Annotated in this window: 23 protein-coding genes and 1 pseudogene; 8 read left to right on the top strand and 16 right to left on the bottom strand. The window is 70.8% G+C overall.

Translation table 11 applies throughout. The annotated features are described in order from the left end of the window. Positions 1-97 precede the first annotated feature (97 nt). From JQS43_RS07825 to lpdA, 8 genes are all read right to left on the bottom strand, one after another. Positions 98-1,081, bottom strand: coding sequence for a hypothetical protein (locus tag JQS43_RS07825; RefSeq protein WP_239678394.1), 984 nt, complete (start codon positions 1,079-1,081; stop codon positions 98-100). Positions 1,082-1,166: 85 nt separating this feature from the next. Continuing rightward, positions 1,167-1,409: a hypothetical protein gene (locus JQS43_RS07830; RefSeq protein ID WP_239678395.1), complete on the bottom strand. Its 243-nt coding sequence runs from the start codon at positions 1,407-1,409 to the stop codon at positions 1,167-1,169. After that, the gene (locus JQS43_RS07835; protein ID WP_239678396.1) at positions 1,406-2,497 is read right to left on the bottom strand and encodes a LacI family DNA-binding transcriptional regulator; all 1,092 of its coding nucleotides are present in this window, start codon (positions 2,495-2,497) and stop codon (positions 1,406-1,408) included. The genes JQS43_RS07830 and JQS43_RS07835 overlap by 4 nt, the downstream gene beginning before the upstream one ends. 94 nt (positions 2,498-2,591) lie before the next feature. Then, on the bottom strand, positions 2,592-3,335 hold the full coding sequence (locus JQS43_RS07840; RefSeq protein ID WP_239678397.1) for an anti-sigma factor family protein: 744 nt from the start codon (positions 3,333-3,335) through the stop codon (positions 2,592-2,594). Next, the gene (locus JQS43_RS07845; RefSeq protein WP_420847661.1) at positions 3,335-3,961 is read right to left on the bottom strand and encodes a sigma-70 family RNA polymerase sigma factor; all 627 of its coding nucleotides are present in this window, start codon (positions 3,959-3,961) and stop codon (positions 3,335-3,337) included. Before JQS43_RS07845 ends, JQS43_RS07840 begins: the two co-directional genes overlap by 1 nt. 107 nt (positions 3,962-4,068) lie before the next feature. Beyond that, complete coding sequence (locus tag JQS43_RS07850) at positions 4,069-4,989, bottom strand: DNA-3-methyladenine glycosylase family protein (protein WP_239678399.1); 921 nt, start codon at positions 4,987-4,989, stop codon at positions 4,069-4,071. A 76-nt stretch (positions 4,990-5,065) separates the two neighbouring features. Further along, positions 5,066-6,883 carry a 2-oxoglutarate dehydrogenase, E2 component, dihydrolipoamide succinyltransferase gene (gene sucB / locus JQS43_RS07855; protein WP_239678400.1) on the bottom strand — a complete coding sequence of 606 codons (1,818 nt, stop codon included), beginning with the start codon at positions 6,881-6,883 and terminating at the stop codon, positions 5,066-5,068. A gap of 43 nt (positions 6,884-6,926) precedes the next feature. Continuing rightward, positions 6,927-8,312: a dihydrolipoyl dehydrogenase gene (gene lpdA / locus JQS43_RS07860; RefSeq protein ID WP_239678401.1), complete on the bottom strand. Its 1,386-nt coding sequence runs from the start codon at positions 8,310-8,312 to the stop codon at positions 6,927-6,929. Positions 8,313-8,481: 169 nt separating this feature from the next. On the opposite strand from lpdA, the gene JQS43_RS07865 reads away from it, so the two are divergent. Further along, positions 8,482-8,844, top strand: a complete 363-nt coding sequence (locus JQS43_RS07865; protein WP_420847662.1) for a hypothetical protein — start codon at positions 8,482-8,484, stop codon at positions 8,842-8,844. A 251-nt stretch (positions 8,845-9,095) separates the two neighbouring features. Here the strand turns inward: JQS43_RS07865 and JQS43_RS07870 are convergent, their stop codons facing one another. Further along, a complete protein-coding gene (locus JQS43_RS07870) occupies positions 9,096-10,676 on the bottom strand; it encodes a leucyl aminopeptidase (RefSeq protein WP_239678402.1) in 1,581 nt (526 codons plus the stop codon). 44 nt (positions 10,677-10,720) lie between these two features. On the opposite strand from JQS43_RS07870, the gene gcvT reads away from it, so the two are divergent. Continuing rightward, a complete protein-coding gene (gcvT, locus tag JQS43_RS07875) occupies positions 10,721-11,890 on the top strand; it encodes a glycine cleavage system aminomethyltransferase GcvT (RefSeq protein ID WP_239678403.1) in 1,170 nt (389 codons plus the stop codon). A gap of 313 nt (positions 11,891-12,203) precedes the next feature. Here the strand turns inward: gcvT and qcrB are convergent. The 4 genes and pseudogenes from qcrB to ctaE all read right to left on the bottom strand — a co-directional run. Continuing rightward, a pseudogene (gene qcrB / locus JQS43_RS07880) lies at positions 12,204-13,769 on the bottom strand (cytochrome bc1 complex cytochrome b subunit); the annotation flags it as partial. Positions 13,770-13,800: 31 nt separating this feature from the next. Beyond that, positions 13,801-14,949, bottom strand: coding sequence for a cytochrome bc1 complex Rieske iron-sulfur subunit (gene qcrA, locus JQS43_RS07885; RefSeq protein WP_239678404.1), 1,149 nt, complete (start codon positions 14,947-14,949; stop codon positions 13,801-13,803). Further along, entirely contained in the window at positions 14,946-15,815 is an 870-nt protein-coding gene (gene qcrC, locus JQS43_RS07890) for a cytochrome bc1 complex diheme cytochrome c subunit (RefSeq protein ID WP_239678405.1), read from the bottom strand. Before qcrC ends, qcrA begins: the two co-directional genes overlap by 4 nt. A 15-nt stretch (positions 15,816-15,830) precedes the next feature. Beyond that, the gene (ctaE, locus tag JQS43_RS07895) at positions 15,831-16,433 is read right to left on the bottom strand and encodes an aa3-type cytochrome oxidase subunit III (protein WP_239678406.1); all 603 of its coding nucleotides are present in this window, start codon (positions 16,431-16,433) and stop codon (positions 15,831-15,833) included. Positions 16,434-16,519: 86 nt separating this feature from the next. Between ctaE and JQS43_RS07900 the strand changes: the two genes are divergently transcribed. The 3 genes from JQS43_RS07900 (at position 16,520) to trpD (ending at position 19,088) form a co-directional block, all read left to right on the top strand. Further along, positions 16,520-17,470, top strand: a complete 951-nt coding sequence (locus JQS43_RS07900) for a cytochrome c oxidase assembly protein (RefSeq protein ID WP_239678407.1) — start codon at positions 16,520-16,522, stop codon at positions 17,468-17,470. 181 nt (positions 17,471-17,651) lie between these two features. Then, positions 17,652-17,999 (top strand): response regulator transcription factor, encoded by a 348-nt coding sequence (locus JQS43_RS07905; RefSeq protein ID WP_239679355.1) that lies wholly within the window; start codon positions 17,652-17,654, stop codon positions 17,997-17,999. A gap of 39 nt (positions 18,000-18,038) precedes the next feature. Then, positions 18,039-19,088 (top strand): anthranilate phosphoribosyltransferase, encoded by a 1,050-nt coding sequence (trpD, locus tag JQS43_RS07910; protein WP_239678408.1) that lies wholly within the window; start codon positions 18,039-18,041, stop codon positions 19,086-19,088. Positions 19,089-19,110: 22 nt separating this feature from the next. Here the strand turns inward: trpD and JQS43_RS07915 are convergent, their stop codons facing one another. Beyond that, a complete protein-coding gene (locus JQS43_RS07915; RefSeq protein ID WP_239678409.1) occupies positions 19,111-19,953 on the bottom strand; it encodes an alpha/beta hydrolase family protein in 843 nt (280 codons plus the stop codon). A 63-nt stretch (positions 19,954-20,016) separates the two neighbouring features. Between JQS43_RS07915 and JQS43_RS07920 the strand changes: the two genes are divergently transcribed. Then, positions 20,017-21,936 (top strand): S9 family peptidase, encoded by a 1,920-nt coding sequence (locus tag JQS43_RS07920; protein WP_239678410.1) that lies wholly within the window; start codon positions 20,017-20,019, stop codon positions 21,934-21,936. Positions 21,937-22,024: 88 nt separating this feature from the next. On the opposite strand, the gene JQS43_RS07925 is transcribed toward JQS43_RS07920, so the two are convergent. Further along, on the bottom strand, positions 22,025-22,861 hold the full coding sequence (locus JQS43_RS07925; protein WP_239678411.1) for a nucleotidyltransferase family protein: 837 nt from the start codon (positions 22,859-22,861) through the stop codon (positions 22,025-22,027). Beyond that, positions 22,858-23,442: an NUDIX hydrolase gene (locus JQS43_RS07930; protein WP_239678412.1), complete on the bottom strand. Its 585-nt coding sequence runs from the start codon at positions 23,440-23,442 to the stop codon at positions 22,858-22,860. The genes JQS43_RS07925 and JQS43_RS07930 overlap by 4 nt, the downstream gene beginning before the upstream one ends. A gap of 275 nt (positions 23,443-23,717) precedes the next feature. Between JQS43_RS07930 and JQS43_RS07935 the strand changes: the two genes are divergently transcribed. After that, the gene (locus JQS43_RS07935; protein ID WP_239679356.1) at positions 23,718-25,010 is read left to right on the top strand and encodes an NYN domain-containing protein; all 1,293 of its coding nucleotides are present in this window, start codon (positions 23,718-23,720) and stop codon (positions 25,008-25,010) included. Between the two features lie 81 nt (positions 25,011-25,091). Then, positions 25,092-26,219 carry a glycosyltransferase family 4 protein gene (locus JQS43_RS07940; protein ID WP_239678413.1) on the top strand — a complete coding sequence of 376 codons (1,128 nt, stop codon included), beginning with the start codon at positions 25,092-25,094 and terminating at the stop codon, positions 26,217-26,219. Positions 26,220-26,318 lie beyond the last annotated feature (99 nt).

Below are 26,318 nucleotides of genomic sequence, written 5' to 3' on the forward strand. Positions count from 1 at the left end.
TGATGCGGCAGCGGCCGGGGCGGCGCCCCGGCACACTAGCCTCTAAGGCGGCACCGACCGCCGCTCATTCCGGTTCGCCGGCAGGAGGTGCCGCAGCTCACAACCGCGCGTCGGATGTCCGGGCTGGTTGGGTTCGGCTAGCCCGGTCACGATCGTGCAGTACCAGCAGGATGGTCAACCCCATTACCAAGCCGAGGACAACGCCGGCTTCGGTGGTGATTACCTGGGCCACCGGATGTTCCGGGGCGTAGGCCGAGTCAGGGCGGAGTGCGAAGAAGAGGCTGTAGGCGAAGAGCATGCCGGAGGAGACCCACGCGACCACCATCGGCGGCAGGAACTGTCGCGCGCCGCGACCCTCGGTCAACACCAGCACACTCCACGCGCCAGCGAGCGACCACGCGCCCGTGCTGAGCGACAGCGCGTGCCACCACAGGTCACGTTCGGCCAGCTGCGCTTGGTCCAGGCCGATGCTGCCGCCCGCGGCCCAGTACACCTTGGCCGTTCCGAGGGCGAGACAACCGACGGCCGCGAGCCGACCGAGCGAGATTTGCAGGTCGCGGGTGGACTCAGGCATCGTAGGGCGGCTCAGCGGGCCGCTCACGACGGTTGGCCACCGTGCCCGGACGTACCCGGCGAGCGCCAGCGGCAGGCCGGCGCCGGCCCCTATCAACGACACTATGACCAGGATCTGCTCATATATCCAGACATCGGCGGCGCCTGCGGCCTGATCTCGGAGTATCGCGGCCGGCGCCAGGATCGGAGCGAGCAACACCATCGGTACGAGCAGACCGGTGCCGATCCACACCGGCAGGGCGATCAGCGATGCCGGCAATCGTTCGCCCCACGGTCGACAGCAGGCTAACGCCAGGCCGATACCGATCGCCGCGACCGCAACCGTGGCTGCGTTGACGGCGCGCCATTCTGCGCTACCCAGCTCCGCTGTCGGCAGGAGCAGTCCGAAGGTCCACAGGACCTTCATTATGAGGTACGGCGTCATTGCCAGCGCAGCGCCGTAGCCGCCGATCCGGCGTAACCGCGAGGAGCGCTGCGGGGAGGTGAGACTGCTGCGGGTTCCGGTCATGCCGCCCACCATGGCAGCCGGCGGGCGGGCTGGACATCACCTCGCGGCGGGATCGTGCTCCCCCGCCGGAGGGGCCCACTCTGCCTCAGCGGAGGGCCGGCTCCAATCGGTCGGCGAGGCGCCGCAGGCCGCTGGCGGCGTAGCGGCGAAGCGCCTGCCGGCGGGCGGGCCGGCGAGGGACAGCGCGGCGGGCCGGGTGTGGCGGGGGGTCGGCGGCGGGCGAGTCGGCGGCCAGCAGGTCGTCGACGATCGGGGCGTCGGGGCGGGCAGAGTTGGCCAGTCGGCCGGTGGCGCGGACCGCTAGGCCGGCGCTGATCGGGTCGGTCATCGGTCGTCTCCTGCGAGCGCTGGGCCGGTCGTCGCGCGGACCACCAGCTCGGTGGGCAGAGTTAGTTGTCGGTCGGCGGGGTCGTCCGGCGGGTCGAGCAACAGCCGGCCGGCGAGCCGGCCCCGGACAAGTGGGTCCTGGCGGATCGTGGTGACCCCGCCGACCTCGGCCTCCGGCAGGTCGTCATAGCCGATGACCGAGACGTCGCGGCCCGGCCAGAGCCCGCGAATCGTCATCGCATCGAGCACACCGAGGGCCAGCAGGTCGGTCAGCGCCACCACCGCAGTGGGCCGGTCCCGCCGGTCGAGCAGCTGACCTGCGGCGGCCTCGCCAGCTTCCCGAGAGTTGCCGGTGGCGTTGACAATCATCAACTCCGGCAGGGTGATACCCGCCTCGTTCAGCGCCTCGTAGTAGCCACGTAGCCGTTCCCGGGTTTCGTATTCATCGATTGCCGCGAGTTCTGCGGGGTCGGTGAAGGACAACGGGGTGGGCTTGGTGAGGGCTTGGGGGCGGCACCAGTCGACGATGATTCCGACTCGTCGGTGGCCGAGCTGGGTCAGCAGCTCGCCGGCGGAGCGGGTGGCGGCCGCTTCGTCCACGCGCACGAACGCCGACTGCGGCGTCACCTCTCGGGGAAGGTCCGTGGTGACGGTGGGGAGCTGCCGGCCCGCCAGCGCCGACCTGGCCGGGTGCCAGTCGGGAAGGCAGTAGACGCAGAATCCGTCCACCGCCGCGTCCTGTACGGCGCGGGCGGAGTCGACGCCGCCGTCAAGTGACAGTGGGACCAGGAGTAGGCCGGTGTCGTGCTGCTCGGCGGTCTCGGCGAGGCCCCGGAGGAACTGCACCGCGTACGGGTCGGTAAAGGCGTAGGAGAGGACATCGGTGAAGAGCACGCCGATCGCACCGACCCGGCCGCGTCGCAGCGATCGGGCGGTCGGGTGCGGGCCGGCGTACCCGAGCTGTCGGGCGGTGCTCAGGATTCGTTCCCGGAGTTCGGGTGAGAGCTGGTCGGGCCGGCTGTAGGCGTTGGAGACGGTGCTGCGGGATACGCCGACCGCGTCGGCTACCGACTGCAGGGTCACCTTCATGGCAGTGCTCGCTTCTGTATCGATCTAGTGGCTCTAGATCGATACAGTACGGGAGTAGTACGGCCCCGCACTAGCGGCTTGACTATGAATCAGCTCACAGCGGGACTGTGATCAATGTGCCGGTGTCGCCGTCCGGCGCGTGCGTGGTGACCCGCAGTTCGGTCAACTGGTCCCGGTCGGCCGAGACCGCCGCCTCCAGCTCCAGCGGACGCGGCTGCTGCGCCGTCCCGTAGCCATCGACCGGCACCCGCCAGCTACCCACCGGCTCCGAGGTGCCGTCACGGTAGACCAGCAGCAGCTGACACTCGAGCGGGCCGGTCAACGCCGACAACTCAAAAGCGACGTGGGTGCCCCAATCGCGGCTGGTCAGCACCACCTCGGCCGAGACCCCGGAGTCAGGATCGGCCGCGGTGAAGTGTTCCCGCTCGCCAGATATCGACGGAGCCTGGGTCTGGCCAGCGACCGGCGCACCGCCCTCGGGGCCGAGCCAGTTGACGCCCGCGAAGAGCGAGAAGCCCGCCAGCGCCACCGCCGCGGCGACGGCCACCGCCGAGACCAGCCGTCGCCGCCGATGAGAGCGGCGCCGGTCGGCGTGCACCGACTCGGTCAACCGGTCCAGCAGCGCCGGATCGTCCAGCTCCCGCAACGAGATCGGATCGACATCGGCGAGCAGCGAGCTGACTGGCAGCAGCTGCTCGAGCTCGACCGCGCAGCTCGGGCACTCCGCCAGATGCCGCTCGCAGCCTTCAATCTCGGCCGGGTCGAGCACCCCTAAGGCATACGCGGCGACATCCCAGTGCACCGCCTCCGGCGGCTCCGGCCGCAGATGGTTCGCCATCAGCCGGTCACTCCTCGCTGCTCCAACGCCTGCCGCAGCGCGCGTAGGGCGTAGTAGACGCGGGACTTCGCGGTGCCCAGCGGCAGCCCCAGGACATCGGCGGCCTCGGGCACCGTGCGGCCACGAAAGTAGGTCTCCAGCAGAATCTCACGGTGGGCGTAGCTGAGACTGCGGAGCGCCTCGGTCACGGTCATCGACCGGAGTACGTGGTCGGTCTCGTCGGCGACGGCGAACCCATCCAGCTCTTGATCGTAGGTCTCCGGTGGGCGAGCCTTATGGCTCCGATGGTTGTCGATCGCGATCCGTCGCGCCACCGTGACCAACCAGGGGCGGATCGAGGTCTGCCCCTGGGCGCGCAGCTTGTGCGCGTTTCGCCAGGCGCGCATCAGCGTCTCCTGGACGATGTCCTCGGCGCGCTGCCGGTCGCCCCCGGTCAGCCGCAGCACGAAGGCGAGCAGCGGAGCGGCGTGTTGATCGTAGAGTGTCCGCACCAGAGCGTCCTCCCGGTGGCTAGCCGGGGACGGCGGGGCGGCCTTTCGGTGAGCCGGTCGTCGAACCACGGGACCATCATGGCGGTTGCGCGGGGCCACGTCGAGAGGTCCGGAACGTTGTGCTGGCAACACCATTGTCCGTCTCCTCCCGTGCCGGGTTACTCCGTAAACATGTTCAACCGCCCCCGCAGGGGCGGCTGCCAGGTAGTACGGCCCGGGGGCCGGCTCGGATCAGTCGGGATTCAGTAACTCGCGAATGAGCGAAGCGGCGCGCGGGGGCCGAACCGGGGGGCGGCGACCCCGGCCGCTGCCAGCAGTGTGCACACCCGACCCCGGTGGCCCCGGAACGGCGCGAGTAGCTCCAGCATGCGGGCGTCGTCGCCGCGGGCCTCGCCGGCCAGCGCCCAGGCAACGGTGTTGGGAATGTGGTAGTCGCCGACGCTTACCGCGTCCGGATCGCCGAAGACGGTGCGGACCACCTCGGCCGCCGTCCACGGGCCGATCCCGGCGATAGCGGTGAGCCGGGCGGTCGCCTCCGTCGAGTCGCGGCAGCGCACCAATCGAGCCGCGCTCGCAGCCGCCCGGCGGAGCGTCTCCGCGCGGCGTTGTTCGACACCGAACGGGTGGAAAGTCCAGTATGGAGTCGCGGCGACCGCTTCCGGAGTGGGAGGCAGCAACAGTCGGCCACCGAGCGGTCCGGGCGCCGGTTGCCGGAAGTGGCGCACGGTCGCCGCATACGCCCGGTACGCTTCGATGCCGGTCACCTTCTGTTCGAAGATGGCCCGGAGCAGCCGGGGAAACAACGATCGGGTCGTGGGCAGCCGAACCCCGCCGTGGCTACGGGCCAACCGAGCCACCACCGGATGGGAGGCGGCGCACTCGGCGAAACCGGTGAGATCGTCGCGGAGGCCGGCCACCGCATCGGCCTGGGCGAGCACCCAGTCGGCACCGGGACCGAACCCGGTCGCGAGGAGCGTGTCTGCTTCCCGGCGCAGGACCAGCGTGGCCGGCCCGGCCGGGGTACGGGTGGCCCAGTAGTAGTCGCCGTCGACGAACCGGGCACAGGGGTCGTGGCGGCCGAGGCTGAGCTGACCGACGGTGGCGGCGAACCGGTAACCGGTCGGGAGCGGCAACCGCCGCGGAGGTGACGCCGTCTCGCTCACCGGAGCCTCCCGGGACGGCCCGGTGCGGCGGCCGGCGGTGGGGTGACCCGGGAGCCCCTGGTCACCCCACCGCCGGTCAGGCCAGGCCGAGTTCGGATTCGAAGTTGCCGGCTTCGAGTCGGTCTTTCAGGGTGGTCAGGAACCGGGCCGCGTCGGCACCGTCGACCAGCCGGTGGTCGTACGAGAGCGACAGGTAGATCATCGACCGCGGGATGATGATCTCGCCCAGGTTGGGGTCGTCCACCACCACCGCCCGCTTGTTGACGGTGCCGGTGCCGAGGATCGCGACCTGCGGCTGGTTGATGATCGGGGTGTCGATCAAGGCGCCCCGGCTGCCGGTGTTGGTGATCGTGAAGGTGCCGCCGGAGAGCTCATCCGGGTTGACCTTGTTGTCACGGGTCCGGCCGGCCACGTCGGCGATCCGCCGGGCGAGCCCGGCGAGGCTGAGGTCCCCGGCGTCGCGGATCACCGGAACGATGAGCCCGCGCTCCGTGTCGACCGCGAGCCCCAGGTGCTCGGCGTCGTGGTAGGTGACGGTGCCGGCCTCCAGGTCGATCGAGGCGTTCACATTGGGGTGTACCCGCAACGCCTCCACGACCGCCAGCGCGAAGAAGGGCAGGAACGTGAGCTTGACCCCGTGGGTGCTCTGGAAGCTCTGCTTCGCCCGCTCCCGGAGCCGGGAGATCCGGGTGACATCGACCTCGACCACGGTGGTGAGCTGGGCGGAGACCTGCAGCGACTCGACCATCCGCCGGGCGATCAGCGCCCGCATCCGGGACAGCTTCTCGGTGCGGCCCCGCAGCGGGCTGGGCTCCGGCTTGGGCTGCGGGGAGGTCTCGGCGGCGGTCGATGGCGCCGCGGCCGAAGCCGCTTGCGCTGGTTGCTGCTCGGCGCGCTTCGCCTCGGCCGCGGCCAGCACATCCTGCTTGCGGATCCGGCCGCCGACCCCGGTCCCGGAGACGGTGTTGAGGTCGACGCCATGCTCGCCAGCGAGCTTGCGCACCAGTGGGGTGACGTAGCCGCCGCCCTCACCCGCCGGGGTCGCCCCGTCGCCCGCGGGGGCGGTCTGCCGCTGCGCGGGAGCCGGCTGCGCGGGAGCAGGCTGGGCCGGGGCCGGCTGGGCCGCGGACGGCTGCGGCTGGGCAGGCTGTGCCGGGGCCGGCTCGGGGGCCGGTGCTGCCTCGGCGGCGGGCTGACTGGCGGGCTCGGCCTGGGCTGCGGGAGCTTCGGCGCGGCCCCCGGCGTCGCCGCCGATCACCGCGAGTACGCTGCCGACCTCCGCCACCTGGTCCTCGCCGATCCGGATCTCCTGCAGGATCCCGGCGGCGGGGGAGGGGATCTCGGTGTCGACCTTGTCGGTGGAGATCTCCAGCAGCGGCTCGTCGGCCTCGACCTGGTCGCCTTCGTTCTTGAGCCAGCGGGTAATCGTGCCTTCGGTGACGCTCTCGCCCAGCGCGGGGAGCTTGACCTCGGTCCCCGCGTCGGTGGTCGCGGCGGCCTCCTTCGCCGCCGCGGCGGCCTGGCCGGCGGGTGAGGCGTCGGTGCCGCTGGCGGCGGGCGCTCCACCGGTCTCGGCCGGAGCCGGCTCCGCGGCCGGCGCTTCAGCGGGCGCCTCGGCCGCTGGCTGGGCCTGGCCACCCTGGGCTCCGCCGTCACCCTCCCCGTTGATGATCGCCAACTCGGCGCCGACCTCGGCGACCTCGTCGACCGGGACCAGGATCTGCGAGACCACCCCGGCCGCGGGGGAGGGGATCTCGGTGTCGACCTTGTCGGTGGAGACCTCGAGCAGCGGCTCGTCGGCCTCGACCCGGTCGCCTTCGTTCTTGAGCCAACGGGTGACAGTGCCTTCGGTGACGCTCTCCCCCAGGGCGGGCATCTTGACCGACTCCGGCATTCGGGATTCTCCTTACAATTGCGGTCTCAGTGTGGGGGAGCGGTCAGTCGTGGACGTGCAGCGGCTTGCCGGCCAACGCCAGGTGCGCCTCACCGAGCGCTTCGCTCTGGGTGGGGTGCGCGTGCACCAGCTGCGCTACATCCTGCGGGAACGCCTCCCAGTTGTAGATGAGCTGGGCCTCGCTGACCAGCTCACTGACCCGGCTGCCTACCATGTGTAGCCCGACCACCGGCCCATCGGCGAGCCGCACCAGCTTCACGAAGCCCTGGGTCTTCAAGATCGAACTCTTGAGGTTGCCGCCCAGGTTGTAGGTGTAGGTCGTGATCTGATCGGCGCCGTGGCGCTCCTTCGCGGCGGCCTCGCTGAGCCCCACCGAGGCGACCTCCGGCTCGCAGTAGGTGATCCGCGGGATGCCGTCCTCGTCGATCACTGCCGGGTTCCGGCCGGCGATCTCCTCGGCCACGAAGACACCTTGCTGGAAGCCCCGGTGTGCCAACTGCGGACCGGGCACGATGTCACCGACCGCGTAGACGTTCGGCAGGTTGGTGCGCAACCGCTCGTCGGTGCGCACGAAGCCGCGCTCCATCGTGATGCCCTGCTCGTCGTAGCCGAGCCCGTCGGTGACCGGGCCACGGCCGACCGCGACCAGTAGCAGCTCCGCCTCGAGAGTCTCGCCGCCGGCCACCGTTACCCGGACCCCGGAGTCGGTGTGCTCGAGCTTCTCGAAGGGCCGGTCCGGCTTGAAGTTGATGCCGCGGCGGCGGAACGCCCGCTGCACCTGCTTGGAGCTGTCTTCATCCTCGGTGGGGAGCAGTCGCGGCAACGCCTCCAGGATGGTCACCTCGGCGCCGAGCGAGCGCCAAACGCTGGCGAACTCACAGCCGATGATGCCGCCGCCGAGCACGATTACCGAGGCCGGGACCCGGTCCAGCGCGAGCGCATGCTCGCTAGTGAGCACCCGCTCGCCGTCCGGCTCAAGCCCCGGCAGCGTACGCGAGTAGGAGCCGGTGGCGAGGACGACGTGGCGCCCGGTGAGCCGGCGCCCCGCCACCTCGACCGTGTTCGGGCCCACGAGCCGGCCGGCGCCTTCGACGGTGGTGACGCGTTTGGCGGCCTTGAGCAAGCCCTGCAGGCCCCGGTAGCCCTTGGTGATGACGCCGTCCTTGTAGGAGTTCACCGCGGTCATGTCCACGCCGGTCAGCTCCGCCTGGATCCCGAACTGGCTGGACTCGCGGGTGGCGTCAGCGACCTCCCCGGCGTGCAGCAACGCCTTGGTCGGGATGCAGCCACGGTGCAGGCAGGTGCCCCCCACCTTGTCCTTCTCGACCATCGCGACCGACAGGTCCAGCTGGGCGGCGCGCAGGGCGGTCGCATACCCGCCGGGACCGCCGCCAAGGACCACTACGTCGAATTCGTCACTCACACCCATCTCCCAACACGCCGGGGGTCCCCATGGGGGTCATCTTGTCACCTGCCTACCCGCGGGGCGACGCCAGGTACACACTCTGGGCGCCCGGTCACAACAGGCACGTAAGCAAACTTTGTGGTTTCGACGTACCCTGGCGGCAACAGATTCTCGCCCGTGGAGGAGATGCCCGGTGGCCTGGTTTCGGCGACGGAAAAAGGGGCGCGCGGACACCGGAGGCTCGCCGGGGGACCGCCCAGCGAATGAGCTGGACGCGCAGCATCTGACCGAGTTTGTCCAGACCCGCCAGGGCGTGGAGGCGTTCATCGAGCCCCGGACCGCGGTGACGGAGACGACCGTGCTGCTGATCGCGCACGACGGTGAATGGACCCGCCGGCGGGTGACCGGGCCGGAGGGGGCGCGCCGGTTCGCGCACAAGCTGGCGATTCCGATCTACGACGTGGCCCTGGTCGGGTACCCGCAGCGGATGCGGGACTACAACGAACGGCGCAAGCGCGCCGCCCGCGAGCAACAGACCCAGCGCGAACCCAACTGACCCGCGGCCCACCGCCCTGCCCCGCCCCCACCCACCCGCCGGCCTGCCCCCACCCGCCGGCCGCCCCCACCCGCCGGCCGCGCTCACCCGCCGGCCGCGCCTTGGTTGGCTGGGGAGGGATCTTGCGTACGGAAAAGTCGGACATTCCCGTACGCAAGATCCCTCCCTGCCCAACCAAGAGCGGGACGGGCTGAGCGGGACGGGCTGAGCGGGACGGGCCAGGCGCGGGGCGGGGCTGGTGGGTGGGGCGGTTAGGCCTGGTCGCCGCTGGCCAGCTCGTCGAGCAGATGCAGCAGCGTCCGCACCGGCACCCCGGTGCCGCCGGTCGTGATGTAGCCGTACGCCTCACCGGCGTGGTAGGCGGGGCCGGCGATGTCGATGTGCGCCCACTGGACCGGGTCGGTGACGAACTCCGAGAGGAAGATCCCTCCCTGCAGCATGGTGCCGACCCGCTCCAGCCCGGTGTTGACGTGGCTGATGTCCGCGACCGCCGACTCAAGCCCTTGCCGGACGTCGTCCGGCAGCGGCATCGGCCATGCGGGCTCCCCGACCGCCTCGCCGGCTCGCCGGACCTGCTCGCACAACTCCGTGCTGCCCATTACGCCGGCCACCCGGCGGCCCAGCGAGATGATCTGGCCCCCGGTGAGAGTGGAGGTCTCCAACAGGTAGTCCGGCTCCTCCTCGCAGGCCCGGGCGATCGCGTCGGCCAGGATCAGCCGGCCCTCGGCGTCGGTGTTGAGCACCTCCACCTTTGTGCTGTTGTACATGGTGAGCACGTCACCCGGCCGGTAGGCGCTGCCCGAGGGCATGTTCTCGGCGAGCGGAAGCCAGCCGGTGACGGCCAGCTGCGGGGCGTGTTCGGCGACCGCCAGCATGGTGGCGGCGACGGCGGCGGCGCCGGCCATGTCCGACTTCATCTCCCACATGCCCTGCGCGGGTTTGATCGAGACCCCGCCGGTGTCGAAGGTGATGCCCTTGCCGACCAGCGCGACCTTCGCCCGTGGGGTGCCCTTCGGGACGTAGTCGAGGCGCACCAGCCGCGGTGGCGCCTGCGAGCCCTGACCGACCGCCAGGATGCCGCCGTATCCGCCCTTGCGGAGCGCCTTCTCATCGAGCACGGTGGCGGTCAGCCCGGCCTCGGTCGCGGCCTGCGCGACCTGGTCGGCGAAGTCCGGCGGCCGGAGTTCGTTCGGTGCGGTGTTGACCCAGTCCCGGGCCCGGACGACCGCCCCGGCGGTCACCGGGGTCTGCTTCAGCGCGGCGCGGACCGCCCGGTCGCGGGCGTCGGGTACGTGGATCGCCACCGAGCCCACCGGCCGTTGCCGGGAGGGGGTGGTCCGGTACCGGTCGAACCGGTAGCCGCCGAGCAAGGCGCCTTCAGCGAGGGTGCGCACGGTCGCCGGTAGCGTGTCGTCGTCGGAGACCGGCATCGCCAGCGCCACGCTGCGGTGCCCGGCCACCGACCGGAGCGCGGCGCCGACCCCGCGACGCAGCACCTCCGGTGGCGGCAGCGCGCCGGCCGGCTCCGGCCCCAACCCGACCGCGACCACCAGCGGAGCGGTGATCGTACCGAGCGTAGCGAGTTTGATCACCTCCCCGGCCTTGCCGGTGGCGCCGAGTGTTCGCAGCGCCGTGACGAGTTGGCCGTCGAAGGCGGCGACGATGCTCTCGCCGCCGCCGCTGACCAGCAGGTCAATGGGGTCGGCAGCGGGGTCGTCGTCCCGCCGGTGCAGGCCGATGACGACCGCGTCCACGGCGTACTCGGCGGGGTCGGTGTCGAAGAGGCTCAGCCGGGGGAGCGGATATGGCGGCGTCGGGCGAGGTAAAGTCACGGCGCCGATCGTAGTCACGCTTCTCCAGCCAGGAGGTCCGACCCATGGCATCAGGCGCTGGCGCCGCCGACACGACCGACACCGGTTCGCTCGACCACCCCTCCGGTGGTGGCTCCGCACCCCTGCGATCCCCGCTGCACGACCGCCACGTCGCGCTGGGGGCCAAGTTCGCCAACTTCGCCGGGTGGGAGATGCCGCTGGAGTACGCCGGCGGCGGCGTGAAGGCCGAGCACGGCGCGGTCCGCGAGTCGGTGGGCATCTTCGACGTCTCCCACCTCGGCAAGGCCCGGATCACCGGGCCCGGGGCGGTCGAGTTCGTCAACACGTGCCTCACCAACGACCTGGACCGGATTCAAGCCGGGCAGGCGCAGCTCACCCACTGCTGTGACGAGGCGACCGGGGGCGTGATCGACGACATGATCGCCTACCGGATGAGCGACGAGGAGATCTTCCTGATCCCCAACGCCGCCAACACCGACGAGGTGGTGCGCCGGCTGGCGGCGGCCGCCCCGGCCGGTGTCACGGTCGCCGAAGAGCACGCCGACTGGGCGGTGCTGGCGGTGCAGGGGCCGGCGTCCGAGCGGGTCCTGGACGCCGTTGGCCTGCCCGCCGATCACGACTTCATGAGCTTCGTCCAGGCCCCGTACGGCGGTGGTGAAGTGGTGGTCTGCCGCACCGGCTACACCGGTGAGCACGGGTACGAGGTGGTGGTGCCGGCCGGTGACGCCGCCCGAGTGTGGGACGCCCTGTTCGCCGCGGGTGAGCCGTACTCGCTCCGCCCCTGCGGGTTGGGGGCGCGGGACACGCTGCGCACCGAGATGGGCTACCCGCTGCACGGCCAGGATCTGTCTCCCTCGATCACCTCGGTGCAGGGCCGCAGCGGCTGGCTGGTCGGCTGGTCGAAGCCGAGTTTCTGGGGGCATGAGGCGCTGCGGGCGGAGCGGGCGGCCGGCCCGCGGCGGCGGCTGTGGGGCCTGGAGGCGACCGGCCGCGGGGTGCCCCGGCCGCAGATGCGGGTGCTCGTCGGTGAAGCGCAGGTAGGCGAGGTCACCAGCGGCACCTACTCACCCACCCGGCAGCTCGGGATCGCGCTCGCACTGTTGGACACCGCCGCTGGCTTGGGCGAGGGCGACGAGGTGACCGTGGATGTCCGCGGCCGGTCGCTGCCGATGCGGGTGGTCAAGCCGCCGTTCGTGACCCCGTCGGTGCGCTGACCCCGGGCCGCCGCCGGGCGGCGCAGCCGGGGAGCGGAACTGAAACCGGCCCGGTCTCCCGCAGGGAGACCGGGCCGGTTTCAGTTGGAATCTGTGGTCAGGCTCCCCGGCCCGGGGTACCCGGTGTCTCGGCCGGGCCGGCGGTGCCGGTGGAGCCGGCGGTGCCCGCCTCCACCTCGGCCTTCGGCTGCTCCTCGCGGTCCCGGTGGCCGTCACCGGCCGCCTCGTCCTGACCGTCCGGGTGAGCGGCGCCATCGCCGTGACCGTCCGGGCCACCGTTGGGGCCACCGTTGGGTCGCTGCCCGACGCCCAGCGGCTTGCCCGGGGTCCCGGGCGGGGCGGCCTCCTCGACCGGGACGAAGAACCCGCGCACCCCCGGCGGGAGGGCACCGAGCCGGTTCATCCGCTTGGGCACCACCCAGCCGGTGTACTCGAGCGTGCCGTGGCCGTGCTCGTCGGTCGGCCCGAGCGGCTGGTGTACCTCGACGAACCGGCCGTCGGGCAGCCGCCGGATGATGCCGGTCTCGACCCCGTGGGCGAGCACCTCCCGGTCGTGTTGCTGGAGCCCCAGGCAGATCCGGTGGGTCACCCAGTACGCCAGCGGTGGCAGCATGATCAGGCCGATCCGGCCGGCCCAGGTCATCGCGTTCAAGCTGATGTCGAAGGCGTGGGCGACCACGTCGTTGGCGCCGGAGATGGTTAGCACGATGAAGAAGGTGATCGCCATCGCGCCGAGGCCGGTGCGGACCGGGACGTCGCGGGGCCGCTGGAGCAGGTTGTGGATCTCCTTGTCCTTGCGGACTCTGGCCTCCAACCAGGGGTAGGCGACCATCAGGAAGACCAGGATGCCGGGGAGGACCACCGCCGGCCAGAACAGCGACGGCAGGGTGAACGTCTCACCGAAGAGCGGGAATCTGATCTCCCAGGCGGGGAAGAGTCGGGTCGACCCTTCCAGGAACATCACGTACCAGTCCGGTTGGCTGGCGACCGAGACCACCGCTGCCTTGTATGGACCGAACATCCAGACCGGGTTGATCTGGAAGATTCCGCCCATCGCCGCGATAACTGCGAAGACGATGAAGAAGAAGGCGCCCTGCTTCAACGCATACCGCGGGAAGAAGCGTTCACCGACGACGTTCTTGTTGGTCCGACCGGGGCCGGGCCACTGGGTGTGCTTCTGTTTGAACATGATGCCCAGGTGCACCACGATCAGCCCCAAGGTGATCAGCGGCAGGATGAACACGTGGGCGATGTAGACCCGGGCGATGATGATCTCGCCGGGGAAGGGCCCGTCAAAGAGCGAACTGGCCACCCAGGTACCGATCACCGGGATCGCCAGCATGATCGCGTGGGCGATCCGGAGGCCGGTGCCGGAGAGCGCGTCGTCCGGCAGCGAGTAGCCGGTGAACCCGAGCAGGAAGGCCAGCCAGAAGAGCAGCACCCCGACTACCCAGTTGATCTCACGCGGCTTCCGGAACGCGCCGGTGAAGAAGACCCGCAGCAGGTGCACCACGATCGAGGCGATGAACAGCAGCGCCGCCCAGTGGTGCATCTGCCGGACGAACAACCCGCCGCGTACGTCGAACGAGATGTGCAGGGTCGACGCGTAGGCGGCGGACATCTCCACGCCCCGCAACGCCGGATAGCTGCCCTCGTAGACGATGTGCTCCATCGACGGGTCGAAGAACAGAGTCAGGAAGGTCCCGGTGAGGATCAGGATGACGAACGACCAGAGGGCGATCTCACCGATCAGGAACGACCAATGGTCCGGGAAGACCTTGTTGAACAGGCCCCGCAGGCCCGCCACCTGGAGCCGCTCGTCCGCCCCCTTGCCGGCGTTGGCCGGTAGCTCCTTGAGCTGTTGCTTCCGCCGGGTCAGTGCGCTGGGCTTGACTGTCGTCGTCATCTCGTTAGAGCTCCCAGAACGAAGGTCCGACCGGGACCTTGTAGTCGGATGCCGCCACGAAGTAACCCTCGGCGTCCAACGCCAGCGGCAGCATCGGCAGCGACCGCGCGGCGGGACCGAACACCGGACGGGCGTTGTCGGTGATCAGGAACTGCGACTGGTGGCAAGGGCAGAGCAGCAGGTTGGTCTGCTGCTCGAACAGGCTCGGTGGGCAGCCGGCGTGGGTGCAGATCTTCGAGTAGGCCACGAAGTTGCCGACCATGCTGCCGTCGTTCATCTCGTACAGGTTGTCGCGGAGCAGTTCGGCGTCCTCTTCCCGCAGGTGGATCAGCAGGGTGGGGGAGTCGGCGAACTCGTTGGTGGCTCCGCCCGGCACGCCGGGGAAGACCGTCAGCTGACCGGCGACGCTCACGTCGGCGGGGCGGATCGGCGTGCCGTCCTCCCGCACCAGCCGGACCGGCTGGTCGTTGTTGAGTAGCGGAGTGAAGCCGGTGTAGTCCTGCGGCGAGAGCGGCAGGCCGTGCGGGCTGTCGTGCGGATCCCGGATCAGGCCACCGACGATCGGCGCCGCCGCTACCACCGCGAACGGGGCCAGTCCGAGCGCGAGCGCCCCCTTGAGTAGCGGGCGGCGGGTGAGCCCGCTCTCTTCCAACGCGCCGCCGAGGGTGGCCCCCATCAGGGTCTGGTCGTCGCTCTCGGACGGACCGTCGTGGCGTTGCTCGATCGACACCTCGTGGGGGAGGAGCTTCTTCGTCCAGGCGACGATGCCGGCGCCGACGCAGAACAGGGCGATGGCGAGGGTTACCCCGAGCACCGGGGTGTAGAACTTGCTGAGCGCGTCCGCGCCGGCTTCGTACTGCCAGGGCCAGGCAATGTACGCGACCATGAAGGCGGTCGCCGCCGCCCCCGCGAGCAAGAAGAGCATGGCGATGACCCGAACCACCCGGCGTTCGGCCCGGGAGCCGGGCTCGAACCGTGGCTCGTACAGCATGATTTCGACGCCGTCGCGGCGGGCGCCTTCCCGGACCAGGTCGAACCTGGTCAGCCGCGGGTCGTGAATGTCGACCTCGCGGGACTCGGCCGGGGCGGCGGAGGTCACCTCGGTGCCGGGCTCATTCTCCGGTCTGGTGGGCTGCTGGGTCGGGACGGTCATGACTTGCCTGCAATCCAAAGGGTGGCGAACACGAGCGCCACGATGCCGACCAGGAAGACGGCCACGCCTTCGGTGGAGGGCCCGAACCGACCCAGGTTGAACACCCCGCCCGGGTCGCCGTCGTCCTGGAGTACCCGGATGAAGGCAATGATATCGGCCTTCTCTTCGGGGGTGAGTTGGTTGTCACCGAAGACTGGCATGTTCTGGGGGCCGGAGAGCATCGCCGCGTAGATCTGCCGGTCGGTGGCCTCCATTATGCTGGGCGCGAACGCGCCGCTGCTGAGCGGACCACCGCCGCCAGAGTAGGCGTGGCACGACGAGCAGTTGATCCGGTAAAGCTCGCCGCCGACGGCCGAGTCGCCGTCGTCGAGCACCGCGCCGAGGTTCTGCGGGACCTCCGGGCCACCGCCGAGTTCCTGGATGTAGGCCGAGAGCGCGGCGATGTTCTGCTCCAGCTCCTCGCCGCTCCAGTACGGCGGCTTCGGCTGTGCCTGGGCCTCCTGCCGGGACATCGGCATCCGGCCGGTCTCGACCTGGAACTCGACCGCGGCCGAACCCACTCCGATCAGGCTGGGGCCGCGCTCGTCGACGCCCTGGGCGTTGCGGCCGTGGCAGCTGATGCAGTTGTTGTCATACAGCTCTTTGCCCTCGGCGGCGGTCGGGGACAGGGGTTGTTCCTGGGCCGCCACTCCGGGCGCGAACGCGGTGTAGGCGAAGCCGGCGAGCAGCAGCGCGCCTACCAACTTCACCGAGGCGCCGAGCCGCCGTTGCCCGCGACCCGGGCGCGAGCGGGTTGCCCGGCTCGTGAGCACCGTGCGCCACATCCGCGCGAGTCGCGCTCTGCGGCCGGGGGTCTCAGAGGTCATCGCCAGCCTTTCCGATCAGGGAAGGAAGAAGATCATCGCGAACAGGACGATCCAGACCGCGTCCACGAAGTGCCAGTAGTACGAGATCACGATCGCTGACGTCGCCTGGGCCGGGGTGAACCGCCCCAACGACGTACGCGCCAGGTAGATCAGGAATGCGAGCAGGCCACCGACCACGTGTAGCAGGTGGAAACCGGTGGTCAGGTAGAACATCGAACCGAAGCCGTCGCTGTCGATCCGGATGCCGTAGTTGTTCGACAGCTCGACGTACTCGATCAGCTGGCCCACCACGAAGATGGTGCCCATCACGAACGTGAGCGCGAACCACCGTCGGAGTCCGTGCACGTCGCCTCGTTCAGCCCGGAACACCCCGATCTGGCAGGTGATCGAGGACAGCAGCAGAACTGTGGTGAACGGAAGCGCGAACCAGACATTCAGGTTGGGATGGTTCGCCGCCCACAACTCCGGCGCGGCTGCTCGGATGGAGAAGAACATCGCGAACAGGCCGGCGAAGAACATCAGTTCGCTGGCTAGCCACACGATCACGCCGACGCTGGTGATGTTCGGTCGGTTGAGCGAGTGGACCTGGCTCTGGGAAAGCGCTGGGGCCGCAGTCACTGGCTCATTATCGCTACTACGGTGTGTCGGTCGACGCCGGGGTGGGCTCTTACGCCCTCCCGCAGCGTATGACCTAACCTGCGGATGTGGAGATCGATCTGCTCGCGCACCCTGCCGACGGGACGCCTCCGCCGCTGACGCCCGCCGCCCTGCTCACCGAGGCCAAGCTGCTGAACTGGTTCACGGTGGTGCTGCTGGTGGCCGCGGCGGCGTACCTGTACGGGGTGTGGCGGCTGCGGCATCGAGGTGACCCGTGGCCGATGCAACGGACGGTGGCCTTCCTCGGTCCGGGCCTGGGCGGCATCGCGGCAGCCACCATCAGCGGGCTGGCGGCGTACGACACGTCGCTGGTCTCCGCGCACATGGTGCAGCACATGGTGCTGTCGATGGTGGCCCCGATCTTCCTGGCGTTGGGTGCGCCGGTGACCCTCGCGCTGCGGACGCTGCCCCGCCGCGCTCGACGGGTGTTGCTGACGGTGGTCCACTCGCGCCCGATCAAGGTGTTGTCGTTTCCGATGGTGGCGTTCGCGATCTTCGTCGCGAGCCCGTTCGTGCTCTACTTCACCGATCTCTACCGGCTGAGCCTGGAGAGTGTCCTGGTGCATGAACTCGTGCACCTTCACTTCTTGATCGCCGGGTGCCTGTTCTTCTGGCCGCTGATCGGGTTGGATCCGCTGCCCGGCCGGTGGCCGTACCCGGGGCGGGTCCTGTTGCTGCTGCTGATGGTGCCGTTCCACACTGTGCTGGGGCTGACCATCATGCAGAGCGAGCGGCTTCTCGGCGGCGACTGGTACCCGACGCTCGGGTTGTACTGGGCCGATCCGGCCGCTGACCAGCATCTCGCCGGTGGCATTCTGTGGGCGGGTGGCGAGATCATCACCGTCTCGGTGCTGGCGTTGATGGTGGTGCAGTGGATCCGGGCCTCGGAGCGGGAGGCGCAGCGGATCGACCGGGAACTCGACCGGCAGGAGGCGGCGGCCGCAGCTCGAGGCGCCCCGCCGCCGGCTCCGGAGACAGGCGCTAGGATGGCGCCGTGAGCGCGAGGAGTGAGCGAAGCGAGCCCCGCAGTCGCGAACCAGGTAACGCCAGTGGCGCGAGGAGTGAGCGAAGCGAGCCCCGCAGTCGCGAACCAGGTGACACCGGTAACGCGAGGAGTGAGCTGTGACTGCTACCCAGACGGTGCTGCTCTACAGCGACCGGCCGGAGATCCGTGAGCGGATGCGGTTGTCGGTCGGGAGCCGGCCGGCCCCGGACCTGCAGTTGCAGTTCGTTGAGGCCAGTAACTATGTAGAGTGCGTGTCGCTGGTCGAGACGTACGAGGTTGATCTGCTCCTGCTCGACGGGGAGGCGCAGCCGGCCGGGGGGATGGCGATCGCCCGCCAGTTGCGTGATGAGCTGGACGACTGCCCGCTGATCTGTGTCGTGATCGCTCGCGCCGCCGACCGGTGGCTCGCGGCGTACAGCCAGGCCGACGCCACCCTGGTGCATCCGCTTGATCCGGTCACCACCGGGCAGACCATCGCCGCCTTGCTGCAGCGCGCCACCCAGACCGCGCCGACCCGCTAGGCCTTTCTTCCTCCCAGCTTCGAGATCGCGGAGGCCGCCATGGTCGACCGGACCTGGCCCGATCTGCTCGCCGCGCTGCTGCGCGGCGACGAACTGTCTACCGGGGACACCGCCTGGGCGATGGGCGAGATCATGTCGGGCGCCGCTACCGGTGCGCAGATCGCGGGTTTCGTCACCGCGCTGCGCGCCAAGCGGGAGACGCCCGCGGAGATCGCCGGCCTGGTGGAGGCGATGCTCACGCACGCGGTTCGGGTGGAGCTGCCGGAGCAGCTGCGCGCCCGGGCGGTCGACGTGGTGGGCACCGGCGGCGACCGGGCGCATACGGTGAACATCTCTACTATGGCCGCGTTGGTGGTGGCGGCGGCCGGGGTGCCGGTGGTGAAGCACGGCAACCGGGCTGCTTCGTCGTCGTGTGGCGCCGCCGATCTGTTGGAGGCGTTGGGGTTGCCGCTCGACCTCGGCCCCGAGCAGGTGGCCAGGTGTGTCACCGAGGCTGGCATCGGTTTCTGCTTCGCACCCCGGTTCCATCCTGGCATGCGTCATGCTGGCGGGCCGCGCCGGGAGCTCGGGGTGCCTACCGCGTTTAATGTGCTCGGTCCGTTGACGAATCCGGCGCAGCCACGGGCGTGCGCGATCGGGTGCGCCGACGCCCGGATGGCGCCGGTGATGGCCCAGGTCTTCGCCGACCGGGGGCAGACCGCGTTGGTGATGCGCGGCGAGGACGGGCTGGATGAGCTTTCGACCGCCGGCCCGACGCGGGTGTGGGTCGCCGCCGGCGGGGTGGTGCAGGCGACCGTGGTGGACGCGGCCGACCTGGGGTTGGCCCGGTGCGGCGATGGCGATCTGCGGGGTGGTGACCCCGCTTACAACGCCGACGTGACCCGCCGGCTGCTCGCGGGGGAGCCGGGACCGGTGCGGGACGCGGTGTTGATCAACGCGGGGGCCGCGGTCGCGGTGGCCGAGGGCGCGGACCTGACCGGCGACCTGACGAAGGCGCTACGGGCGGGTCTGGAGCGGGCCACCGAGGCGCTCGATTCGGGCGCCGCCGCCGAGGTGCTGGCGCGCTGGCTCGCCGTCGCCACCGCCTAGCCGGCACGGCGCGGGTAGCCCGCTAGGGCAGCTGCGCGACGAACCTGGCCACCTCGGTGGCGACCGGTTCGGGTTTGCGGGCCCAGCTGAAGTGATCCGCTGGACCGGTCAGGTGGACCCGTTCTACCGGGGCGGCTGGCAGCTGTTTGAGCAGGTGGTCCATTGCGAACGCGGGTACGTAGGTGTCGCGTTCTAGGCTGACCGCGAGCACCGGCAGTTGCAGCTTCGGCAGGCCGCTGGCGTGGTCGATGCCGGCGAGTTCCGGGAATCGGCCGACCCGGGCGGTGTGGGCCCAGTCGCGCATCACCCCGCGGGCTTGGCGACCGCCGAATCCCCAACCGGGCCACACCCGCAGCAGCGTGCTGGTGGCGTGGATGCCCTGGGTGAACCCGAGCAGCCCGAGTCGCCACCACGGGTAGAGCCGCCAGTACGGCAGGCCGGAGCCGACTAGCGCCAGTCCGGCTACTTCGTCGGCGGCGCCGGCGGTGTGGGCGGCCGCCAGGTGGAGCACCGCGGCCTGGCCGCCGAGTGAGTGCCCGAGCAGCACCAGCGGCCGGTTTGGTTGCTCGGTCGCTACCGTCGCGCGTACCTGGGCGACGTCGTCGACCAACTCGGCGTACCCGTAGCTGGAGCGCCGGGACGCCCGGGGGGTGCTGGCGCCGGTGCCCCGGTGGTCGGCGACCACCACCGCCAGCCCGGCGGTCTGCAGCATGGTGGCGAAGGGCCGGTAGAAACCGGCCGGAACTCCCATCGCGGGCAGGATCAGCACGATCGGCGCTTGCGGGTCGGCTGGTGGCGGGTACCACTGCAGCCCGAGCCATTCGCTACCTCGGGCGATCCACCGTTGTTCATATGCGACGGTCATCCGAGTATCGTAGCTACCGGCAGGTAACCCTTGCGGCGGCGCACCACCGGTAGAGTGCCGAACATGAAACCCTCGGACATCTCCGCGCTGCGGGCGCCCGGCAGACCCACGCTGAGCCCCGACGGCCGATTCGCCGCCGTCGCCGTCCGGTATCCGGATCTGGACGCCGACGAGTACGTCTCCTACCTATGGCTGGTGCCGACCGATGGTTCCGCCCCGGCCCGTCAGCTCACCTACGGGGGCCGGGACACGGAGCCGGTCTGGTCGCCGGATGGCCGATGGTTGGCGTACCTGCGCGCCGAGCGGGATCAGGCCGGCCCGGCGGGGAAGCCGCAGCTGTGGCTGTTGCCGGTCGACGGCGGTGAGCCGCGACGGGTCACCGAGCACCCGCTGGGGGTGAGCGGGCCGGTCTGGAGCCCGGACAGCACCCGACTCGCCTACTCTGCCCGGGTTCCCGAGCCCGGCCGGTACGGCACCGATGAGCAGGTGTCGCCGGCGGCCGAGCCGCCCCGGCGGATCACCACGCTGCGGTACCGCATGGATGACCTCGGGTTCCTCACCGACCGGCGCAACCACGTGTTTGTGGTTGAGGTCACCGGCGGGCCGCCGGTGCAGGTTACCGACGGTGACGCCGACCACACCGGAGCGGACTGGAGCCCCACCGGCGAGCTGCTGACCTTCGCCGCCGCCCGGCACGAGACCGCCGGCGACGATCTCCGGTCGGATATCTGGGTCTGCCGACCGGACGGCACCGAGTTGCGCGGGTTGACCGACGGCGGCTTCGCGGCCGGTAGTCCGCGGTTCGGCCCGGACGGTGAGAGCGTCTACTTCACCGCGGTCCCGGAGCCGGAGCGATCAGTGGTCTCGCGCCACGTCGGCCTGTGGGCGGTGCCGGTCGCTGGCGACCAGGCCCCGCGGCAGCTCAGCGATCAGGAGTGGCACAACCTGGCCCGGCCAGCCGGCATGATCACCACTACCCCGGAGGGGGTGCTCTTCACCGAGGAGCACCGTGGGGCGATCCGGCTGCTGCGCTTCGGGTTTCAGGGCGGTGAACCGGCAGTGCTGGTCGACGGCGAGCGGCAGGTGATCGGGGTGGCGCACGCGGCGGGGACCACGGTGGTGAGCGTCACCGAGCCGGCGAATCCGGGGGAGCTGGCGGTGGTGCAGGGCGGCGCGTTGAAGACGTTGACGGCGTTCAATGAGGACGGTGCGGTCCCGGTGCGGCCGATGGTGGAGCTCAACGCCGCGGCACCGGATGGCTATCCTGTGCACGGCTGGGTGCTGCGACCCGACGGCGCGGGCCCGCATCCGGTGCTGCTGCTGATCCACGGTGGGCCGTTCTTCCAGTACGGGTGGCAGCTGTTCGATGAAGCCCAGGTGTATGCGAACGCCGGGTACGCGGTGGTGATGGGTAATCCGCGGGGTTCTGCCGGCTACGGCGAGGCGCACGGGCAGGCGGTGCTGGGCAACGTGGGGGAGGTGTCGGCGACCGATCTGCTGGCGTTGCTCGACGCCGCGCTCGCCGAGGACGACTCGCTCGACCCGGGTCGGGTCGGGGTGATGGGGGGCTCCCACGGTGGTTTCATGACCACCTGGTTGGCGGCGCGCCACGGCGACCGGTTCCGGGCGGCGATCAGCGAGCGGGCGGTGAACGCGATCGACAGCTTCACCGGCTCGTCAGATATCGGCTGGTTCTTCGCTGATTCGCTCTACGGGCCGGAGTTGGCGCAGCAGCAGGCGCAGAGTCCGCTGACCTACGCCGACCAGATCGACCTGCCGATGTTGATCATCCATTCGGAACAGGACTGGCGCTGCCCGATCGAGCAGGCTCAGCGGCTCTATGTGGCGTTGAAGCGTCGCGGGGTGCCGGTGGAGATGTTGCTCTTCCCAGGCGAGGGTCATGAGATGTCCCGGACCGGCCGGCCGAAGCACCGGCTCGCCCGGTTCGAGGCGATCCTCGATTGGTGGGGCCGCCACTTGTAGCGGCTTGTGGCGTCGAAGATCAAGTGCCCTGGAGCTGTAGGACACGCAGCGTGTCGTCCAGCTCCAGGGCACTTGATCATGGCAGGGGCTACCCGGTGCCGACGGTGAGGTCGGGTCCGGCGCGGACGGCGTCGATCAGGTGCTCCGCTGGGCCGACAAAGCCACCCGGCCAGACCACCGACCGGGTCAACCGGCCGAAGACCTTCGCGCTGGCGCCGATCACCGAGTCGTGGCACTCGCCGGTGATCACGGCCCCGGGCGCGATCAGGTTGCCGCGCGTGTCCCGCCGGGGATCGGTCGCGGCGGCGTGGCGGTTGGCGGCGAGGTAGTCCGCCGGGGTGCCGGTGTCTTGGAAGTAGCCCGGGTATTCGATGACCTCCAGCGCACCCGCGGCCTCGGCCGGCCGCCATACCGTGTGGACCAGTTCGGCGCGGGTGGTCGGGAGTCGGGCGACCCAGCTGGCCGGCAGCAGCGAGAAGCCGGCGAACTGGTGTCGCCCGAAGGCGTCCGCGCCCGGCGCGGCGGGCACCCCCAGCAGCCGCACCGTCTGCCCGTCCCAGCCGGCGATTAGCGGGTCCAGCCCGACGCCGGCGAGGTACGCGTCGGTGTTGCCGACCAGCACCGCCCGGCCGTCGGTCCACTCGCGCAGCTTCGCCACGGCGCCGGAGGTGCCGAGCGGGGGCGGGTCCTCGGGGGAGAGGTGGGCCCGGCCGGCGAGATATCGCGCTACCTGGTCACCGAGCCAGCAGGTGTTGACCGCGACCGTGGTCGGGCCGCGTAGGCCCAGCTTCTCGACCAGGTTGAGGCTGCGCCCGAGGATCGGTTGGTTGCCGACCGGGCACAACGGCTTGGGCAGTTGGTCGGTGAGCGGCCGGAGCCGGGTGCCGTAGCCGGCGGCGAGCAGGATGGCGCAGAGCTCGGTCATGCCGGGCCGGGCTGGTCGGGCTGGCCGCTGGTGGGCTGCGGGTCGAGCGGGGTGTGTGGGGAGCTGATGCCGTAGTGGGCGAGCAGTCGTGCGGTCGCCCGGGACAGCGGCGGCAGGTCGGCGAGCGGGTGCCAGGCGGCGTCGTGGACCTCGGCGCCGTCGACTCGCAGCGTCGTCTCGGTCGCCGGGGCCTGTGCTTCGAAGACCACGTCGACCCACCTGCCGTGGTGGTGGATGACCGCGTTGGGGGTGGCCGGGGTGAGCTGCCCGGTGGTGAGTTCGACGCCGGTCTCCTCCGCGAGCTCGCGGGCTGCGCCGTCGATCGGGCGTTCGCCTCGATCCAGCAGTCCGGCGGGCAGACTCCAGCCCCGATTGCCGGGCTGCCGCAGCAGCAAGAGTTGGCCGGTCCGGTCGCCGGCCTGGTCGATGTCGTAGAGGAGCACCACCGCGCCCACCGTGTAGGTCGGGGCGACGCGTCGGACCAGCCATCGGCGCAGGCCGCGGGGTAGTCGGTAGAAGACTGGGTACGCCACGGCGGCGGCGCGATTACGGATGGTGGCCAGCGGGCCCGTCGGGCGCATCCGGTCAGCGTAGGCCAATTGCCCGGGGTGGCCGGGGGACGGGCGGTGGGTGAGATCGGCCGTTGATCGGGCGGGTCACCGCGCCTGATTAATGGGAGACTTGAGACATGTCCGCACAGCCGCCGGTCGGCGAGTCCGGCTCCGGAGTGGGGAACGCCGATGAGTCGGCGGTCTCCGGCGGCGGGCTGCCCGGCGTGAGCGGCAAATCCGACATAAGCCCTGATAATCATGATAGCCCCCTGAGTCGGGATGAGGCGGTTGATTCTCCCGAGCCGATGCTGCCGGAGCCGGTCCGGACCCGGGTGGTGACGCTGGTCGCGGCGGCGATGAGCGAGGTGCCGGTCGACGAGCTGCCGCCGCCGCTGCGGAAGGTGGCCAAGTTCGCTCCCCACCGCCGAGCCCGGCTCGGTGGCGCAATGATCGCGGCGCAACTGACTACCGATGTCCTCTTCCGGCAGCGGGTCGCCGCGCAGGCCGGTTCGGAGGCGGGGGAGTTGGGGACGGCTGTCGCCCAGGGCAGTAGCCCAGCGGCGGCGGACCCGGTCGAGGTGGCAGCGTTGGCATATCTGCTGCGCCCCGCCGGCTGGCGGGAGCTGATCGAGGCGGCAGAACGAGCGCTCAGCGCGGAGGCCGACCGGCTCGCCGTCGCAGACCAGGTGCATCAGGCAGAGGCCCGGGCCGCACAGGCCGAGCACGACCGCACTGTGGCCCGGGTAGAGGTCGACAAGCTGCGCGCCGAGCTCACCCGGGTCCGCGACGAACTCGGCGCTATCCGGGAGCAGCACCGGGCAACCTTGCGGGAGCTGCGCGACACCCAGGCCAGTGAACGCCGGGCGCAGCAGCTGTACGCGACGGAGAAGGGCCGGGCCAACCGGGCCACCGCCGACCACGAGGCGGAACTGCGCCGGCTCCGGGCCAAGCTGGCCGAGACCGAGCAGGCGGTGGGTCAGGCGCGGAGCACCGCCCGGGAGGCCCGCAGCTACGACGAGGCCAGGTTGTGGCTGTTGTTGGAGACGATCGGTCAGGCGGCGGTCGGCCTGCGGCGGGAGTTGGCGCTCGACCCGGCCGAGGTGCTTCCGGGTGACGTGGTCGCTGACCAGTACGCGCAGCGACCCGAGCAGGCTGCCCGGCAGCCGGCCCGGGCGATGGCTGAGGACGACCCGGCGCGGCTCGACCAGCTGCTGGCGTTGCCGCGGGTGCATCTGGTGGTGGACGGCTACAACGTCACCAAGCGGGGCTACGGTGAGCTGGATCTGGAGCAGCAACGGCAACGGTTGGCGCGCGGTCTGTCCGGCCTTGCGGCGCAGACCGGCGCGGAGGTCACCGTCGCCTTCGACGGGTCGGACCGGTTGCCGAGCCTGCCGACGCCGCCGCGGGGGGTGCGGGTGCTCTTCTCCAGCAAAGGGGAGACCGCCGACGAGCTGATCCGCCGGCTGGTCCGGGCCGAACCGAACGGCCGGCCGGTGGTGGTGGTCTCCTCCGACCGGGAGGTCGCCGATGGGGTGCGCCGGGCCGGCGCGTACCCGCTGCCGGCCGACGCGCTGCTGCGGCGGCTCGCCAGCCGCTGAGCCGGTGGTCGGCTATCCTCGCCCGGTCGCCGAGCTGCCTCATCGGCGACTCCGGGAGCGCGGCGACAGGCGGAGGGCTGGATGCGGACATTGCTGGTGACGAATGACTTTCCACCCCGGCCCGGCGGGATCCAGTCGTTCGTGCATGAGCTGGCGCGGCGGCAACCGCCCGATTCGCTAGTGGTGTACGCGTCGACGTTTCGGGGCGCGGCGGCCTTCGACGCTGTCCAGCCGTTCGAAGTGGTTCGCGAAGATACCTCGGTGCTGCTGCCCACCCGGCGAGTCGGCCGACGGGCGGTGGAGCTGGCCCGCGCGTACGGATGTGGGGCGGTCTGGTTCGGCGCCGCCGCGCCGCTGGGTCTGCTCGCGCAACGGTTGCGGCGGGAGGCGGCGGTGGCGCGGGCGGTGGCGCTGACCCATGGTCACGAGGTGGGCTGGGCGGCGCTGCCGGGCGCCCGCGGGGTGCTGCGGCGGCTCGCCCGCGGCCAGGACGTCGTGACCTACCTGGGGGAGTACACCCGGGTGCGGCTGGCTCGGGCGCTGTCGGGCCTCACCGAACTGCGCCAGCTGGTCCCCGGCGTCGACTCCGATGTCTACCATCCGAAGGTCGACGGGGAGTCGGTTCGGCGCCGGCACGGATTGGCAGACCGGCCGGTCGTGGTGTGCGTCTCCCGGCTGGTGCCACGCAAGGGCCAGGACATGCTGATCCGGGCCCTGCCGCGGTTGCGGAAACAGCTACCCGACCCGGCGTTGCTGCTGGTCGGGGGCGGCCCGGACCGTCCCCGGTTGACCCGGCTGGCGCGCGACCTGGGAGTGACCGAGTCGGTGGTCTTCACCGGCTCGGTGCCGGCCGAGGAGCTGCCCGCCCACTACGCCGCCGGCGATGTCTACGCAATGCCGTGCCGTACCCGCCGGGCCGGGTTGGACGTGGAGGGGCTGGGCATCGTCTACCTGGAGGCGTCGGCGACCGGGCTGCCGGTGATCGCCGGCGACTCGGGTGGGGCGCCGGACGCGGTCCGCGAGGGTGAGACCGGCTACGTGGTGTCGGGACGGGACCTCGACCAGCTGGTGGACCGGCTGGTCCGGGTGTTGAGCGATCGGGAACTGGCGGCGACGCTCGGCGCGGCCGGGCGCACCTGGGTAGCTGGGCAGTGGCGGTGGGAGACGCAGGCGGACCGGCTGCACGCGTTGCTGCAACCGTCGTCCTGAGCCGCAGAATCCGCTAACCGAACCCGTAAACTATATAAAGCCAGCGCCGATTATGTAGTTTACGGGTTTGTTAGTAGGTTCTTTTGCGAAGTTTCTCCT

The organism is Natronosporangium hydrolyticum, from assembly GCF_016925615.1.
GTDB classification, from domain to species: Bacteria; Actinomycetota; Actinomycetes; order Mycobacteriales; family Micromonosporaceae; genus Natronosporangium; species Natronosporangium hydrolyticum.